Origin of the sequence: Aliivibrio sp. SR45-2, assembly GCF_963890165.1 — a bacterium.
Taxonomy (GTDB): domain Bacteria; phylum Pseudomonadota; class Gammaproteobacteria; order Enterobacterales; family Vibrionaceae; genus Aliivibrio; species Aliivibrio salmonicida.
Map to the genome: position 1 here is coordinate 1 of NZ_CAWPRC010000150.1, position 16701 is coordinate 16701.

At 38.7% G+C, this 16701-nt stretch carries 13 protein-coding genes, 3 tRNA genes and 1 pseudogene; 9 read left to right on the forward strand and 8 right to left on the reverse strand.

From position 1 onward, the window contains the following. Nucleotides 1-485: 485 nt before the first annotated feature. Nucleotides 486-2111: a methyl-accepting chemotaxis protein gene (locus AACV33_RS08925; RefSeq protein WP_182699221.1), complete on the forward strand. Its 1626-nt coding sequence runs from the start codon at nt 486-488 to the stop codon at nt 2109-2111. 143 nt (nt 2112-2254) lie between these two features. On the opposite strand, the gene AACV33_RS08930 is transcribed toward AACV33_RS08925, so the two are convergent. The 5 genes from AACV33_RS08930 to hrpB all read right to left on the reverse strand — a co-directional run bounded on the left by AACV33_RS08930 (nt 2255) and on the right by hrpB (nt 7643). After that, nucleotides 2255-2330: transfer RNA gene (locus AACV33_RS08930), tRNA-Asn, on the reverse strand. A 30-nt stretch (nt 2331-2360) separates the two neighbouring features. Further along, nucleotides 2361-2436 (reverse strand) — tRNA-Thr (locus AACV33_RS08935). A gap of 56 nt (nt 2437-2492) precedes the next feature. Next, nucleotides 2493-2568 (reverse strand) — tRNA-Phe (locus AACV33_RS08940). Between the two features lie 202 nt (nt 2569-2770). Beyond that, complete coding sequence (gene mrcB, locus AACV33_RS08945; RefSeq protein ID WP_182699222.1) at nt 2771-5146, reverse strand: penicillin-binding protein 1B; 2376 nt, start codon at nt 5144-5146, stop codon at nt 2771-2773. A gap of 31 nt (nt 5147-5177) precedes the next feature. Continuing rightward, the gene (hrpB, locus tag AACV33_RS08950) at nt 5178-7643 is read right to left on the reverse strand and encodes an ATP-dependent helicase HrpB (protein ID WP_182699223.1); all 2466 of its coding nucleotides are present in this window, start codon (nt 7641-7643) and stop codon (nt 5178-5180) included. Nucleotides 7644-7702: 59 nt separating this feature from the next. Between hrpB and sfsA the strand changes: the two genes are divergently transcribed. From sfsA to panC, 7 genes and pseudogenes are all read left to right on the forward strand, one after another. After that, nucleotides 7703-8410, forward strand: coding sequence for a DNA/RNA nuclease SfsA (gene sfsA / locus AACV33_RS08955; protein WP_023604207.1), 708 nt, complete (start codon nt 7703-7705; stop codon nt 8408-8410). A gap of 165 nt (nt 8411-8575) precedes the next feature. Continuing rightward, entirely contained in the window at nt 8576-9025 is a 450-nt protein-coding gene (dksA, locus tag AACV33_RS08960) for an RNA polymerase-binding protein DksA (protein ID WP_023604206.1), read from the forward strand. Nucleotides 9026-9089: 64 nt separating this feature from the next. Then, nucleotides 9090-9983 (forward strand): tRNA glutamyl-Q(34) synthetase GluQRS, encoded by an 894-nt coding sequence (gluQRS, locus tag AACV33_RS08965; protein WP_023604205.1) that lies wholly within the window; start codon nt 9090-9092, stop codon nt 9981-9983. 105 nt (nt 9984-10088) lie between these two features. Beyond that, the gene (gene pcnB, locus AACV33_RS08970) at nt 10089-11432 is read left to right on the forward strand and encodes a polynucleotide adenylyltransferase PcnB (protein ID WP_026469783.1); all 1344 of its coding nucleotides are present in this window, start codon (nt 10089-10091) and stop codon (nt 11430-11432) included. Further along, nucleotides 11429-11914 (forward strand): 2-amino-4-hydroxy-6-hydroxymethyldihydropteridine diphosphokinase, encoded by a 486-nt coding sequence (gene folK / locus AACV33_RS08975; protein ID WP_182699224.1) that lies wholly within the window; start codon nt 11429-11431, stop codon nt 11912-11914. Before pcnB ends, folK begins: the two co-directional genes overlap by 4 nt. A gap of 22 nt (nt 11915-11936) precedes the next feature. Next, nucleotides 11937-12731, forward strand: a complete 795-nt coding sequence (gene panB, locus AACV33_RS08980; protein WP_012551071.1) for a 3-methyl-2-oxobutanoate hydroxymethyltransferase — start codon at nt 11937-11939, stop codon at nt 12729-12731. Between the two features lie 9 nt (nt 12732-12740). Next, nucleotides 12741-13628: pseudogene (gene panC, locus AACV33_RS08985) on the forward strand (pantoate--beta-alanine ligase). Between the two features lie 83 nt (nt 13629-13711). On the opposite strand, the gene AACV33_RS08990 reads toward panC, so the two are convergent. Both AACV33_RS08990 and AACV33_RS08995 read right to left on the reverse strand, forming a co-directional pair. Further along, complete coding sequence (locus AACV33_RS08990) at nt 13712-14482, reverse strand: ABC transporter permease (protein WP_182699225.1); 771 nt, start codon at nt 14480-14482, stop codon at nt 13712-13714. Next, the gene (locus AACV33_RS08995; RefSeq protein WP_023604201.1) at nt 14482-15399 is read right to left on the reverse strand and encodes an ABC transporter ATP-binding protein; all 918 of its coding nucleotides are present in this window, start codon (nt 15397-15399) and stop codon (nt 14482-14484) included. Before AACV33_RS08995 ends, AACV33_RS08990 begins: the two co-directional genes overlap by 1 nt. Nucleotides 15400-15495: 96 nt before the next feature. Between AACV33_RS08995 and can the strand changes: the two genes are divergently transcribed. Further along, the gene (gene can, locus AACV33_RS09000) at nt 15496-16155 is read left to right on the forward strand and encodes a carbonate dehydratase (protein ID WP_017022657.1); all 660 of its coding nucleotides are present in this window, start codon (nt 15496-15498) and stop codon (nt 16153-16155) included. A 90-nt stretch (nt 16156-16245) separates the two neighbouring features. On the opposite strand, the gene AACV33_RS09005 is transcribed toward can, so the two are convergent. Further along, the gene (locus AACV33_RS09005) at nt 16246-16497 is read right to left on the reverse strand and encodes a DUF1127 domain-containing protein (RefSeq protein WP_182699226.1); all 252 of its coding nucleotides are present in this window, start codon (nt 16495-16497) and stop codon (nt 16246-16248) included. Between the last annotated feature and the right edge of the window lie 204 nt (nt 16498-16701).

Genomic DNA, 16701 nt, shown 5'->3' on the forward strand with positions numbered 1-16701 from the left:
AAAGCGTTTTCGCTTTTCTGTGAAGAGGACGGTCATTTTATCGTTTTAAGCCTCAGTGTCAAGCACTTATTCGAAACTTAATTTCTAAACCATCCTGACTAACCTGATTGCGAATCCCTTATGGGATGGGCTCTCCGTGTCAGTGAGGTCGCATTATAGAGAGTTCGATCACATTGGCAAGCCTTTTATGTGATTATTATTAATTTTCAATTTAAGTGCGTAATAATCCACCTTAGATGCACATTAATACAGCTTAACGCTCAGATTATGAACTTTTATCGATTAAATACTCAAATCACATAGTTATTAATTAACTCTCTAAGTATACCGTAATGACCACCTTCTATGATTTAGATCTAATTAGATACCAACAAAGTGTTATATAAGATTGAGCTGAAAAACCAAAGCCATTCATTCCTTAAACTTATTTCTCTTTTGGTCGATATAGCAAGTTAAGGATAATCATCAAAATTAGGATCAACAGCATGAAGCTAAAAACACAATCTTATGTTCTCGCAACTATTATTTTATTTTCACTGATTATAATGACAGCTACTGGGCTATGGACCTTGCGAGTTGCAAGTACCATTGATAATAAAGCACGAGTTACTGAGCTTTTTCAAACAACTTATAATTTAATTGCCAATATGGAAGATATGGTAAGAGAAGGTAAGATCGATGAAGAGAAAGCAAAAGAACTAACGATTACTATCCTGCGAAATAATATTTATAAAGATAATGAATACGTTTACGTTGCTGATGAAAGTTTAATGTTTCTAGCTGCTCCGCTTGATCCTCAACTCCATGGAACCAGTTTTCATGAATTTAGAGACAGTGAAGGTCGTAGCGTAGGTCAAATCTTAGATAATGCCATTTCTCAAAATCCAAATGGAATCGCTGAATATACCTGGTCTTTGAAAATGCCAGATGGCAGCATTGATAAAAAATTATCTATCGCAGAAAAAACAACAGACTGGAATTGGGTAGTAGGTACAGGGATCGGAGAAACAGAAGTAAATACTCGTTTTTGGTCTACCGCTCAATGGCAGTTTGGACTTGCCTTTATTATTGCTAGTTTAATATTTAGTATTTTAATGATTTCAATTAAACGTATGCTAGCTTTACTTGGTGGTGAACCTAAAGATGTCCATGCCGCTATTCAAACAGTAGCCGCAGGAGAGATCGTAACTCAATTTGAAATAAAAGCACCTGAAGGCAGTATTTATCAAGCAGTACAAACGATGAATATTTCTTTAGCAGATCTTGTTCAACACTTAACTCAATCAATGTTGGCATTAAAGTCAGAACTGTCGGATGTCCACTCAAGGGCAGGCACTGTTAGTCAACTAACAGAGAACCAACACCAATCAACAGAAATGATTGCAACAGCTATAACTGAAATGGCCTCTTCTGCAAACAATGTAGCTGAATCAGCACAACAAACCGCAATCAATACCGATGAAGCTGATAAGCAAAGTCTTCGAACTCAAGAATTAATTAATGCGACCGTTTCTAATATAGAAGGGTTAGCAGATCAATTAAACACTGCAAGTACCGCCGTTGCTGAATTAGATAATGAAGTTAATAGTATAGTTAAAGTGCTTGATGTCATTGGTGACATCGCGGAACAAACCAATCTATTAGCACTAAATGCCGCAATTGAAGCAGCTCGAGCAGGTGAACAAGGCCGTGGTTTTGCTGTTGTTGCTGACGAAGTTCGTAATCTTGCAGGACGAACACAAGGCAGTACTAAAGAAATACAGCAAATGATCTCTAACCTTCAAGAAGGTTCACAGAATGCCATATCAACAATGACAATTTGTGCTGAAACAAGTCAAAGTACTGTTGCTGAATCTAAAAATGCTTCTGATGCATTACAGCAAATAGTCACTGCTCTTGAATCTATATCAAGTATGAGTCATCAAATTGCAAACGCCTCTGAAGAACAAAAGCATGTTAGTGAAGATATAACTCAACGCGTTAATATTATTGAAGAAAGCGGACAGCAACTAGCAAGAGTTGTCGCAGACAGCAAAGAAAGTACTCAAACATTAACAGAATTAGCTGATGATTTAGAAACATGGTTAAACAAGTTTCGAGTTAAAGGATAATATATAACTGACTCAAACAAAAAATGGCATACCTCGCAGGTGTGCCATTTTTATATCTGGATACTTTATTAAAAAGGTAGATACTTTCTATGTATAAAACAGAAACGAAAAAAGCCTCGTCATTTCTGACGAGGCTTTAAAAGTGGCTCCCTTTGCTGGACTTGAACCAGCGACATACGGATTAACAGTCCGGCGTTCTACCAACTGAACTAAAAGGGAATAGGTATTGCGTCTCATAAAGAGAATTAATGGTGCCGACTACCGGAGTCGAACTGGTGACCTACTGATTACAAGTCAGTTGCTCTACCTACTGAGCTAAGTCGGCACACTAATTTTTTAATTGCTCGTGTTTAATTAAATTTAAGCACCAACAATATAATATGGTGCCCGGAGGCGGAATCGAACCACCGACACGAGGATTTTCAATCCTCTGCTCTACCGACTGAGCTATCCGGGCAACGAGATGTATTAGACGGCTTTTTGGCTTCTAGGTCAACTAATAATTGCGAAAAAAAGTTCGTTTGATGAAAATATACACTGAATGCCTGTTTTTATAACGTTTCATTAAACATAGCACTTAAAATACAACATCAAACACAGGCTTCATTCGCAATTATTACATCTCTTGAAAACCATCATTAATCTCGATTAACTAAGACTTACAACCCAAAAATATCAGTTAACCATCTAGCAGGACTGTTTTTCTTCTCACATTCAATTTTATATTGCCCACTCTTATCCCAGATAGGTAACTTAACGCTTCCAGAACAATCCGGCTCTAATGTTTTATTACTTTCTAAGTCAAATCTGGCCGTTGTCACTTCTTTAGGCCAAGGTAATTGATAAGCTTCTGGCGTTCTTAAGCTAAGATAATCTGCGTACACCCTTAATGCCCCACTAGAACCAGTCAACTTCATCGGCTTATTGTCATCTCTTCCAAGCCATGTGATCGCGACTTCTCTTCCATCAATCCCTGCATACCAGCTGTCTCTAGAGTCATTACTGGTACCTGTTTTACCCGCTAGAGTGGCCCAATTGTATTTACTGTTTAAGAATCTTGCCGTTCCTTCACTAACGACTTTCTTCATCCCATAGATAGTTAACCAAACCGCTTGTTCTTGGACAACCAGAGAAGATCGAGGGAAGTTTTCATAAAGTAACTCTCCATCACTATTCACAACGGCTTTAAGTGCCGTTAAAGGTGACTTTCGCCCACCGTTGCCTAATGTTTGATACATTTGAGCCACTTGATAAGGAGATAAATTTAATGATCCCAATAACATTGAAGGAACCTGATTAATTTCACTCGCTTCAATACCAAGCTTGACCAAGGTATCTGTTACTTTATTTAAACCAACCATTAAGCCAAGGTTGACCGTTGGCACATTTAACGAACGCGAAAATGCATAATAAAGAGGGACTTCCCCTCTGAATTTGCGATCAAAATTTCTCGGAGTCCACGTAGTTCCTTTGCTTCCTTTTAATTCGATCGGTTTGTCATCTAGCGTACTCGCCAATGAAAACTTCTCAGGACTTTCTAAGGCAGATAAATAAATAGCCGGTTTTACTAACGAACCAATAGGACGCTTCGCATTAATCGCTCGATTAAATCCATCAAATCCCGTTCGACTACCACCAATCATCGCTCTAATTTCACCACTTTGACGATCCACCACAACCATTGCAGCCTCTAATCCCTTACCTGCTCGCTTCTCTAGCTGAGGAACCGTTCGTTCTACCGCTTGTTCTGCTTTTTGCTGTGATAATGGGTCAAGTGTAGTAAAGACTCGTAGCCCTTCGCCTTTTTGATACGCCTCCCCTGCTTTTTCTTTCAATTCCCATTTCAGTTGCTGAAAGTACGCAGGTTGGCGGGTAGATATCGTCGCTCTCTTTTTTACATCCAAAGGACGAGTCGCTGCCATTTCATATTGACGAGGTGATAAGATCTCTTCTTGCATCATCAAACGTAATACCAAATCTCGACGCTCTTTTACTCTTTCAGGGAAGCGCATCGGATTATAATAAGAAGGTCCTTTCACCATACCAACAAGCATAGCAAGTTGATCAATTCTTAACTCTTCAATTGGACGTCCAAAATAAACTTGAGCAGCCAAACCAAAGCCATGAACCGCTTCGCCTCCTGTTTGCCCTAAATAAACCTCATTTAAATACGCTTCTAATATACGGTCTTTACTGTAACGATAATCCAAGATAAGTGCGATGTAGGCTTCTCTCACTTTTCGCCACAATGTTCGCTCACTTGATAAAAATAAGTTTTTAGCAAGTTGTTGAGTCAAGGTACTTCCGCCTTGTACTGTTCTACCTGCTTTAATATTTACCACCATCGCCCTTGCAATGGCTAAAGGAGAAACGCCATCATGTTGATAAAAATCACGATCTTCTGTTGCCAATAACGCATCGACCATAACTTCTGGAAATTGCTCTCTACGCAAAAACAAACGTTGTTGGTCATCATCCGCATCTAGCATACCTAAAAATTGAGGCTCTATTTGTAAAAAGCCCATTTGCTTTTTCACACTCAAATTAACTATTTTTTGTAAACCATCAGAATTGAAATACAACATGACATGACGATCGGGTTCTGGACCTTGTTGGAATTCAAAAGGTCGACGGATCAATTCAATTTTTGTTGATGATGATGAATATTCACCAGGTCGCTGTGGTTGCCCTACTTTTTGGTATTTTAAAAAATTCAATTCACTTTTAACGGATTTTAAACTGATATTTTGCCCAGGAGATAACGACAATACTCGACTATAAACAACCGTAGGCAATTTAAATAATTGACCATCAAATCGATTTTTAACCACAGTATCTAAATAAATACCCGCGATAACTAAAACAGCGAGTACGACTAACCCTAACTTCAAACCAAGAATAAATAGAGCTTTCCAAAACGAATTTTTATTCTGTATTTTCTTTTTTGCCGTCGCTTTACGCTTTGTTGGCGTTTTCTTTTTTGCTACCGGCTTTTTTGGTGCAGCCTTTACTGGTGTTTTCTTTTTTTCAACCATGAGAGTTCTTTTTAAATTAGAGAATAAAAAATTAATTAAAATGACGTTTTGTTTTCTTTGTTGCTGCATGGGATGCAGGATCATCAGGCCAAATATGTCTTGGGTAGCGTCCTTTCATCTCTTTTTGAACATCTCGATAAGACCCAGCCCAAAAACCAGCTAAGTCACTCGTTGTTTGTAATGGTCGTTGAGCAGGAGACAGTAACTCCATCACTAAACGTTTTTTACCTTGAGCTAATAAAGGAGAATCCGCTTCACCATACACTTCTTGCATTCTAACGGATATTTTAGGCTCATATTGTGGATCATACACAATTGCTGCTTTAGTGCCCGTAGGTAAGACATAATGAGTAGGTAAATACTCATTTAACAACTTAATGTTTTCCCACCCGACGTAGGCTTCTAACGCATCTTTTAAATTAATCGACTTCAAATGTTTATCGTTATTAACACCGTTCATGAACGGCAATAACCACTCATCAAGTCGGCTTAATAAATCGTCATCATTCGTAGGAGGCAGTGGATGTTCTGGCATCCACAGTGCCATGCAACGTAAGCGTAATAGCAATGAATACGTCGTAGAGCTCCAGCCTAAGCAATCTAATCCTTTACGCTTAACCATCGATAATAACGCATGTGCTATCTTATTTTTATCAGGGGAAGACATTCGCTCTTTGCTTAAAAGGATTTTATTTAAATAAGTTCGCTTTTCTGCAATCATTCTCCCTGATTTTTCATCCCAATCCACATGCTCAACATCAAATATACAACTTGCACACACGGTATTTAATGATGTTCTCGATAAACTTGCCGCTAAAAACACCTGACTGCGATTCTGCATTCCTTTTAATAAATCCACCACCACCAAATGTTCACTCTGGGCAATAGATTCAATTTCATCAATTTGAACTCCATGACCATTAGATAATTGAAAATGACCCACGGCTCCCTTTTCTATCGCTATACGATCAGGAAAACCACACGCTAATGTCTCACCAATTAACGCTAAGGAGACGTTATGTAGATCAACATCCACTTCCATCAATTTGGCTAAACGAGAGACCCTTTGCTGATAGTAATGTTGTTTTGGGTACTTTCCGTCTATAAAAACAGAAAGATGAAGGGAAAGATCATTCGATCTAATTGATTTAGCGGACTCTTCAATAATCGGTAAGATATGTAATGCGGTCTGTAAGTGCTCATTAGACAAAGCCTTCGCTTGTAATAACACCGTCGCTAATCTAGGTTCAATACCCAGTCGTTGAGCTTGCTCTCCCTTTAATGTCAATTTACCTTGTTGATCAATCAACCCGAGTAAGCACAACAATTCCTTTCCTTGATTCATATTTGAATCTGGCGGTGGAGTTAACCACATTAAGTCAAGAGGATCTGTCACCCCCCATTTTGTTAGCTCAACGATAAGCGAAGATAAATCCGAAGACTCAATCTCTGGCGTTTGAGATACCGCCAATTGTTGGTATTGAGATTCACTGTATAAGCGAAGGCAAATCCCTTCTTCTAAGCGTCCTGCCCTTCCTTTTCGTTGTTCCGCAGAAGATTGAGCTATTCGTTTTTGTTCTAGTTTAGTAATACCTGTTTTCGCATCAAACGTAGCAGTACGCTCATAACCACTATCAATAACAATTCTAATCCCTTCAATTGTTAAACTTGTTTCAGCAATGTTTGTTGCCAATACCACCTTTCTCTTTCCATTCACTGCAGGCTGCAAAGCTTGTAATTGTTTTTTCGGTTCTAGCTGACCATAAAGTGGAGCAACAATCACATCTGAAGATACATTTCTAAGCCTATCTTCTAATTGTCTAATTTCACCAGCACCAGAAAGAAAAACAAGAATAGATCCCTTTTCTTCATCTAACATTTTACGAATAGAAGACTCAGTGGCTTCAACAATTCTTTGATTTACTTTTAAAGGTTGATATTGCGTTGTCACCGGGAACATTCGCCCATCAGATTCTAAATAACAGGCTTGTGGTAAAAGTTGTTTTAACGCGTCATGTTCCAATGTTGCAGACATAACAAGTAGCTTAAGATCCTCTCGTAAGGCTTCTTGAACTTCTAATGCAAACGCCAGCGCCGTGTCTGCATGTAAACTACGTTCATGGTATTCATCGAAGATTAATAGGCCAACACCGGATAATTCAGGGTCAGATTGAATCATTCGAGTCATAATCCCCTCAGTCACAATTTCAAGTCGAGTCTTATTACTTACTTTCGTCTCACCACGAACTCTAAATCCGATTTGCTCTCCCACCTTCTCACCTAACAAAGACGCTAAATAAGACGCAATATTTCTCGCGGCCAATCGTCTCGGTTCTAGCATGATAATTTTACCCGTGATGACATTCTCTTTTAATAACATCAGAGGTAAATGAGTCGACTTACCCGCCCCCGTCGATGCTTTTAAAATCACTTGTGAATGCGTTCGTAATTTATCAATCAGTGATGGGATCACTCTTTCAATCGGCAACTGTGACAATGTTCTCGCCTTATGGCATTATCTCGAATTAAACCATTGTACAAAAAAACAGTAGTTAAATGAAATTTGAAGCCAAATTAGAGTCTGGAATATTAATAAAACGTTATAAACGCTTTTTAACAGACATAAAGTTACCCGATAAAAGTGAACGAACAATACATTGTGCGAACACTGGAGCGATGACTGGCTGCGCAGAACCAGGCAATACGGTGTTTTTTTCAACATCCAGTAACCTAAAGCGCAAATACCCTAACAGTTGGGAGCTCAGCGTCACAGAACAGAATCACACAATATGCGTTAATACCATCCGAGCAAATCAATTGGTTGTTGAAGCCATTATCAATAAAGAGATTGATGAGTTAGTTAATTACGCAGAGTTAAAAACTGAAGTAAAATATGGTTCAGAAAATAGCCGTATTGATATTTTACTCAGTGAAAAAATGCTGCCTGACTGCTATATTGAAGTGAAGAGTGTCACTCTATTGGATGAATCTGGGCAAGGCTATTTTCCTGACTCAGTCACAACAAGAGGACAAAAACACCTTAGAGAACTGACTGAAATAGCGCAAAATGGACAAAAAGCCGTTTTATTTTTTGCTGTTTTGCATTCAGGTATTGAAAAAGTCTCTATCGCACACCATATAGACCAACAATATTATTCTTTATTATTAGAAGCGATAGAAAGTGGGGTCACTGTACTTTGCTACCAAGCAGAGATGTCACCAACAGAGATGAAGATCGTACGCAAGCTACCTTTTAGTATTTAATTGCATTTAATGGCAATAAATACATTCTTTTGAAGAAAAGTGCTACGTTCTTGATACTAGATCTCAATTGGTGAAATCAATATTTGATTGCCCCTTTTCTTTCTGTTATAGATAGCGCCCTCATTTGGCTAGTGAGAGTCAGAGATGTTTTTAGGAGAAGCTGTAATGCCACAGAGCAATACAAAAAAGACGCTAGGTATTCTAGCTATTGCAGGTGTAGAACCTTACCAGCCTAAAGCTGGTGAAGAGTACATGGGCCCAGCACAAGTAGAACATTTTACTAAAATTCTAGACGCTTGGCGTAATCAACTAAGGGAAGAAGTTGAACGCACAGTTAATCATATGAAAGATGAAGCAGCGAATTTCCCGGATCCAGTAGATCGCGCCGCTCAAGAAGAAGAATTTAGTTTAGAGCTACGTAATCGCGATCGCGAGCGTCGCCTGATTAAAAAAATTGAAAAAACACTAAGCAAAATCGAAGAAGAAGAATTCGGATTCTGTGATTCTTGTGGTGTTGAAATTGGTATTCGTCGCTTAGAAGCACGTCCAACTGCTGACCTTTGTATTGACTGTAAGACACTTGCAGAAATCAAAGAAAAGCAAATGGCAGGTTAATACCTATAAAGTAATTAAAAAGGGAGCATTGGCTCCCTTTTTTACGTCTAAATAGTAGAATATGATGAACACTCAGTACATAGGACGATTTGCTCCATCACCTTCTGGCCCATTGCATTTTGGCTCTCTTATCGCTGCATTAGGAAGTTACTTGCAAGCTAAGTCCCAACAGGGCCAATGGTTAGTTCGTATTGAAGACCTCGATCCCCCTCGTGAAGTAGAAGGCGCTTCTGCCCTTATTCTACAAACCCTCGAAGATTTTGGGTTCGAATGGGATAATGAAGTAATTTACCAAAGCCAACGTCATCATATCTACCAAAATAAAATCGAAGAATTACTTCTAAAAAATCAAGCTTACTATTGCCAATGTTCTCGAAAAAGAATAAAAGAAGACGGTGGTTTTTATCTTGGTCATTGCAAGGATAAGCAATGCGCTAAAATAGACTCTGCCGTTCGTCTTGTTATGACTCATCCCATAGAAGCATTTGAAGACATAAAGCATGGTACGATTCATATACCGCAACAACTCGCTAAAGAAGATTTTATAATCAAACGCCGTGATGGCCTTTTTGCTTATAATTTAGCGGTTGTTTTAGATGATATAGAACAAGGCATTACTGAGGTGGTTCGAGGCGCTGATTTAATAGAGCCAACAGGACGTCAAATTTCACTATACCGTCAACTGAATATAAAAGAAGTAAGTTACCTTCATTTACCTCTGGCCGTTGATAATTTAGGGAAAAAATTATCCAAACAAAATCATGCCCCGGCAATAGACAATAACAACCCAATACCGACACTATTAGCAGCGTTAGTATTTTTAGGTTTTGTTTTACCCAGGGATATACAACAAGCCACATTGAATGAAATTTTTCAATGGGCAATCAAAAATTGGCAACTAAAACAGCTCCCTGCTGGGCTCGAGATCACTACCCCATTCTCAAGCTCTTCAATTTAAGCTATCATGTGCGCCTATTTTTGACTGCTCACTTGAATATCGAGGTAAATTATCTTTAATCAAGTCGCCCGTTTTTGTCGTAATTTACTCAAAAACAACAGTGAAATCTGCTCAACAGAGGATTTGAAACTGAACGTTATCACACGCCAAGAACATAATATTTCACGTAAAGACTTAAGTGATAATGCACTCAAAGTTCTTTACCGCCTAAGCAATGCTGGATACGACGCCTATCTAGTAGGAGGAGGTGTGCGCGATATAATTCTAGGACAAGAACCTAAAGATTTTGATATCGCCACCAATGCCACTCCAGAGCAAATCAAAAAACTATTTAGAAATTGCCGATTGATTGGCCGTAGATTCCGTCTTGCTCATATTCTTTTTGGCAGAGATGTCATTGAGGTTGCCACTTTCCGTGGTCACCATAAAGAAGAAGAATCAGAGAAAAAGAACATCTCTTCTCAATCAAAAGAAGGTATGTTATTGCGTGATAATGTCTATGGCACCGTTGAAGAAGATGCCCAACGTCGTGACTTTACGATTAATGCGATGTATTACAACATTGCAGATTACTCAATTCATGATTATGCCAATGGCATTGAAGATTTAAAAAATGGTATCGTACGTCTTATCGGTGATCCTGAAACTCGTTATCGAGAAGATCCTGTTCGAATGCTACGTGCGGTACGCTTTGCTGCAAAATTAGACATGACAATTTGCAATAAAACCGCAGAACCAATGGTTGAATTGTCCCCACTTTTACGTGATATCCCTGCTGCTCGTTTATTTGAAGAATCACTTAAACTGCTTCAAGCAGGAAAAGGCTTAAATACCTATTTAATGCTGCGTAAATTTAACTTGTTTCAACAGTTATTCCCCGCGCTTACGCCATTTTTAACAAAAGAAGGCAACAGTCAAACGGAACAAATGATCGAACTTGTATTACATTCAACAGACAACCGTATAAATAGCGGTCAACGAGTTAACCCTGCATTCATGTTTGCAGCAATGTTATGGTATCCATTAACGGCTCAAGCAAAAGAAATTCAAAACGAAAATAGCAAACTTGATGAATACGAATCCATTATGGAAGCATCTAATATCATGCTTGATATTCAAGTAAAAAGCACGGCGGTCCCTCGTCGCTTAACCGCGACTATTCGTGATATTTGGCAATTACAACTCCGTTTACCTCGTCGTACTGGTAAACGTGCGTTTATTCTTATTGACCAACAAAAATTCCGTGCTGCTTATGATTTCCTTGAAATGCGTGGAAAAGTGGAAGGTGGTGATGTAAAAGCACTCGCTGAATGGTGGACTGAATTCCAGGACGCACCAGTTCCACACCGTAATAACATGATTCAAGGCTTACATGGTGGCCGTTCAACCGGTACACGTAAACGTCGTAGCCCTTATCGTAAGAAAAAAAGAACGAATAACGATTCATGATCAAAGTAATTATCGCCATAGGGAGTAATCTAGGGGACCCTGTAGCCCAAGCAGAAGCGGCGATTGATGCTCTTCATCAATTACCAGACTCAACAGTGACGGCGGTATCATCACTGTATAGCAGCTCACCTATGGGACCTCAAGATCAACCTGACTATATTAATGCGGTAGTAGAAATAGAAACAGCACTGTCTCCCTTAGCATTATTGGATCTTACCCAGAAAATCGAACTTGAAAGAGGTCGAGTAAGAAAAGATGAACGCTGGGGACCAAGAACCCTTGATCTCGACATTATTTTATTTGGCGATCAAACGATCGACAATGAGCGATTAACCGTACCTCACTACGGAATGAGAGAACGAGAATTTGTTCTCTACCCGCTCGCAGAAATTAATAACGATTTAATTTTACCTGATGGCTCAACCCTTTCTCAACTATTGGCAACAGTAGATAAGAATGGGCTAGCCGTTTGGGAAAAGTAATCGCTTCTCGTAAGGATGTTTTATGAAAAAAATCTCTATTCATGATCTAATGAAATGGAAGCAAGATGGTCGTAAATTTGCAACAGTCACAGCTTATGACGCTAGCTTCGCACAACTATTTGAACAGCAAGATATGCCTGTTTTATTAGTCGGTGATTCATTAGGTATGGTATTACAAGGTAAAAGCGATACATTGCCTGTAACAACCGAAGAGATCGCTTATCATACACGCTGTGTACGTGCTGGTAGCCCAAACAGCTTATTAATGGCTGATATGCCATTTATGAGTTACGCCACTCCAGAACAAGCCTGTCAGAACGCGGCTAAGTTAATGCAAGCTGGCGCTAATATGGTAAAAATCGAAGGTGGTGAATGGATAGCGGAAACCATTAAACTCCTTGCAGAAAGAGCGGTACCTGTTTGTGCTCACCTTGGGTTAACCCCTCAATCTGTCAACATTTTTGGTGGATTTAGAATTCAAGGTCGTGATGAAACCAAAGCGAATCAAATGGTAAAAGACGCACTGACTCTTGAGAAAGCTGGCGCTCAAATTATCTTATTGGAATGTGTTCCCGCTTCGCTTGCTGAACGTATAACGAAAGCTTGTACCGTTCCCGTGATTGGCATTGGTGCTGGTAACGTGACTGATGGTCAAATTTTAGTAATGCATGACATGTTTGGTATCTCAGCAAACTACATGCCTAAATTTTCTAAGAATTTCTTAGCTGAAACTGGCGATATGCGTACCGCTGTAACCAAATATATTAAAGATGTTGAGCTGGGTGTATTCCCTGCAGCTGAACATACGTTTAACTAAGGAACCGTAATGGAAATTTTTGCCGATATTTTACCATTGCGTGAGCAAATAAAAACATGGAAACGAGAAGGAAAGCGTATTGCTTTTATTCCTACGATGGGAAATTTGCATGAAGGCCATCTTACTTTAGTACGAACTGCCCGAGAACATGCTGATATTATTGTCGCTAGTATTTTTGTAAATCCAATGCAGTTTAATAATGTTGATGATTTAACAAATTACCCTCGTACAATGGATGAAGATATTGAAAAGCTAACCTCTGAAAATGTGGATATGCTTTTTGCTCCCACGCCAGAAGTCATGTATCCCGACGGTTTAGATAAGCAGACGGTTGTCGATGTTCCTGTAATTTCAACGATTCTAGAAGGCGCGTCTCGACCTGGGCACTTTAAAGGTGTATCGACGGTCGTTGCAAAACTATTTAATATCGTTCAACCTGACGTTGCTTGTTTTGGTGAAAAAGATTTCCAGCAATTAGCGCTAATTCGTCAAATGGTTATTGATATGGCCATGGATATTGATGTCGTTGGTGTTGCTACCGTTCGAGAAATGGATGGATTAGCAATGAGCTCTCGCAATAACTTGCTTACATTGAATGAACGCCAACGCTCACCGGTACTCGCTCGTACTATGCGCTGGATAAGCAGTCAAATGCGCCGTGGGCGTAATGATTAGGAATCATTAATTGAAGATGCAAGTGATCAACTGCGTGCAGCAGACTTACAACCCGATGAAATTTTTATTCGTGATGCAAAAACACTGCAAGAGCCTACAGAAGAGACGACACAAGCCGTTATCCTAATGGCCGCTTTTCTTGGTCAAGTACGTTTAATTGATAATCTCGTTGTTGAATTAACAACTGCCACAAATGAGGAAGAAGAGGAAGAAGAAAAGTAATCCCTTCCTTATTATTAAATCACAAAAAAGGGCAGATGCTATTATAGCGTCTGCCCTTTTTATTTCATTTATCTCCCCTTAAATTAACTTCTTAAGCCAATACCTTTTGATATTAAGTACCAAGCCACACCGTACAAACCAAGAATAAGCCCCGTCAGTACGGAAAAAGCCACTCCAATACCAACATCTGACACTCCCAAAAAACCATAACGGAATGCGTTTACCATATAAACAATTGGGTTTAATTTAGATACGCTTTGCCAGAATTCGGGCAATAAATTAATCGAGTAAAAAACGCCGCCCAAGTACGTTAATGGCGTTAGAATAAATGTTGGAATAATACTGATGTCATCAAAAGTTCGCGCAAAAACAGCATTAATTAGACCACCAAGAGAAAAAACAATCGACGTCATAAGAACCGTTAAAACAATAACGCCAATATGAGCAATTTGAATATCAACAAAAAACAAAGAGACAAAGGTAACTAATGCACCCACGAGAAGCCCGCGTACGACACCACCACCGACAAAACCAGCAATAATGATATAGTTAGGCACAGGCGCAACGAGAAGCTCTTCAATGTTCTTTTGAAACTTCGCACTAAAAAATGAAGAAGCCACATTTGAATAAGAGTTAGTAATCACTGACATCATAATTAAACCAGGAACAATGTATTCCATGTAACTAAAACCACTCATTTCACCAATACGGGAACCGATTAAATTACCAAAAATAATAAAATAAAGTGTCATGGTAATCGCTGGAGGAACTAACGTTTGAACCCAAATACGAGTAAAACGTTTTATCTCTTTCGAAATAAGACTTTTAAATGCAGTCCAATATAAATCCATCATTACTTAGCATCTCCATTACGAACAATACTAACAAATAGCTCTTCTAATCGGTTTGCCTTGTTACGCATAGACAGCACATTAACTCCTTGGTGATTTAACTGTTCAAATAAATAATTTAAACCTTGTGACTTATCAATCTCAACTTCAATTGACCCCTCTTTGCCATTCGTTACCTTCGCCCCTTCCAGAATAGGTTCAGGGCTGCCTTCAGCCAAATCTAAAATAAACGTTTCAACTTGCAATTTATTCAATAATGCTTTCATTGACGTATTTTCAATGACTTCGCCTTTATTGATGATCCCTATATTTCGACATAACATTTCAGCCTCCTCAAGGTAGTGAGTGGTTAAAATAATCGTCACTCCTTGTTCATTAATTTCTTTTAGAAACTCCCACATAGAACGACGTAATTCGATATCAACGCCCGCCGTAGGCTCATCTAAAATCAATAACTGAGGTTCATGCATTAATGCCCTTGCTATCATCAGGCGACGTTTCATTCCTCCAGAAAGATGGCGAGCACGTTCATTTCTCTTTTCCCATAAATCCAATTTAGATAAATAGATTTCAGCCCTTTCTGCTGCCAAAGCACGTGACACCCCATAATAACCCGCCTGTTGCATAACAATTTGTTTCACGGTTTCAAACGGATTGAAGTTAAATTCTTGTGGAACTAAACCGATTTGTTGCTTAGCTTGAACTAAATGGGTGTCAATGTCGTAGCCAAAAACACTCACCTTTCCTGATGTTTTATTTACAAGGGAGCTGATAACTCCTATCGTCGTCGACTTACCCGCTCCGTTTGGACCAAGTAATGCGTAAAAATCGCCTTTTTCAACGTTTAACGAGACTCCTTTCAAGGCCTGAACACCACCTGCATACGTCTTCGTTAATTGTGTAATTTCTAATGCATTCATATTTTGTTATCTTCTTATTGAAATATTTACAACAAATCGGATTTGATAAATCAAAAGCTTGTGTATAGTAAAGCAGGATAAATAGAAGGACTTACCATGCCAGAATTAAAAGAACTCTTTGCCAATAACAGCAAATGGTCTAAAAAAATAAAATCTGAAAATCCAGAATTCTTCATTCAATTAGAAGAAGGACAAAACCCAGATTATTTATGGATTGGCTGCTCTGACAGTCGAGTACCGGCAGAACGCCTAACCGGATTACATTCAGGTGAGCTTTTTGTACACCGTAATGTAGCGAACCAAGTTATTCATACAGATTTAAATTGTTTGTCTGTACTCCAATATGCGGTCGATGTATTAAAAGTCAAACATATAATTGTTTGCGGCCACTATGGCTGTGGCGGTGTAAATGCCGCCATTGATAATCCTCAATTAGGTTTAATCAATAATTGGCTACTACATATCAGAGACTTATATTTAAAACATCGTACTTTATTTGGCTTCCTTCCTCGTGAAGAATGGGGTGATAAATTATGTGAAATAAATGTAGCGGAACAAGTTTATAATGTAGGTAATTCTACCATTATGCAAAATGCATGGGAACGAGGCCAAGAAGTTCATGTTCATGGTGTCGTCTATGGTATGGGGGATGGTGTTTTAAATGATCTTGGTGTCAAAGGACACAGCAGAGAATCCTTAGAAATATCTTACCAAGCCGCTATGGCCGTTATAACGAATCCTATTAATAAAGCATAAATCAAAAAAAAGCAGATAATCTGCTCTTTTTTAAGATTTACGCTATGTTATTACTAAATAAACCAGAAGGATATTTCCTTCTGGTTATCATTACGTTGTAATTTTCAACCGAACAAGTCGACGAAGGTGACGCATTTGGCGTTCTGCTTTTATTGTTGGGATCTCTAAATCATTAATAGTACGACCATCAGAATGTAAACCGATGTCTTTAAGTAAATACTCATTTCCAAATGGAATTTCATATCTAACTTTACGTACTTTCCGCTTCCATTCTCTCTCTTCTCGAGCAAAGTCAGCTTTAATTAATAACGTAGCTAAATGTAGATATAGTGAATGTCGCATAATATTTCTCCAAAATAAGGCAGATATATTACGACTAAAAAATACGAAGAGATGGGATCCCTTTTTATATAGCCGCAATAATCGCAGCCTATAAAAAGATTACGAATTAATTACCAGTTTCGATCGTTTACAGATGCAAACAATATAAAATCAGCACAACGTTGTTTTAATGAATGAAATACCAAAATATTGAGCCTCCTAAAC

Excerpts from the sequence above, each read along its gene's own strand:
- gluQRS (WP_023604205.1), top strand. The coding sequence starts at position 9,090 with ATGAACACTCAGTACATAGGACGATTTGCTCCATCACCTTCTGGCCCA.
- AACV33_RS08925 (WP_182699221.1), top strand. The coding sequence starts at position 486 with ATGAAGCTAAAAACACAATCTTATGTTCTCGCAACTATTATTTTATTT.
- AACV33_RS08995 (WP_023604201.1), bottom strand. The coding sequence starts at position 15,399 with ATGAATGCATTAGAAATTACACAATTAACGAAGACGTATGCAGGTGGT.
- can (WP_017022657.1), top strand. The coding sequence starts at position 15,496 with ATGCCAGAATTAAAAGAACTCTTTGCCAATAACAGCAAATGGTCTAAA.
- mrcB (WP_182699222.1), bottom strand. The coding sequence starts at position 5,146 with ATGGTTGAAAAAAAGAAAACACCAGTAAAGGCTGCACCAAAAAAGCCG.
- AACV33_RS09005 (WP_182699226.1), bottom strand. The coding sequence starts at position 16,497 with ATGCGACATTCACTATATCTACATTTAGCTACGTTATTAATTAAAGCT.
- folK (WP_182699224.1), top strand. The coding sequence starts at position 11,429 with ATGATCAAAGTAATTATCGCCATAGGGAGTAATCTAGGGGACCCTGTA.
- AACV33_RS08990 (WP_182699225.1), bottom strand. The coding sequence starts at position 14,482 with ATGATGGATTTATATTGGACTGCATTTAAAAGTCTTATTTCGAAAGAG.
- dksA (WP_023604206.1), top strand. The coding sequence starts at position 8,576 with ATGCCACAGAGCAATACAAAAAAGACGCTAGGTATTCTAGCTATTGCA.
- panB (WP_012551071.1), top strand. The coding sequence starts at position 11,937 with ATGAAAAAAATCTCTATTCATGATCTAATGAAATGGAAGCAAGATGGT.
- sfsA (WP_023604207.1), top strand. The coding sequence starts at position 7,703 with ATGAAATTTGAAGCCAAATTAGAGTCTGGAATATTAATAAAACGTTAT.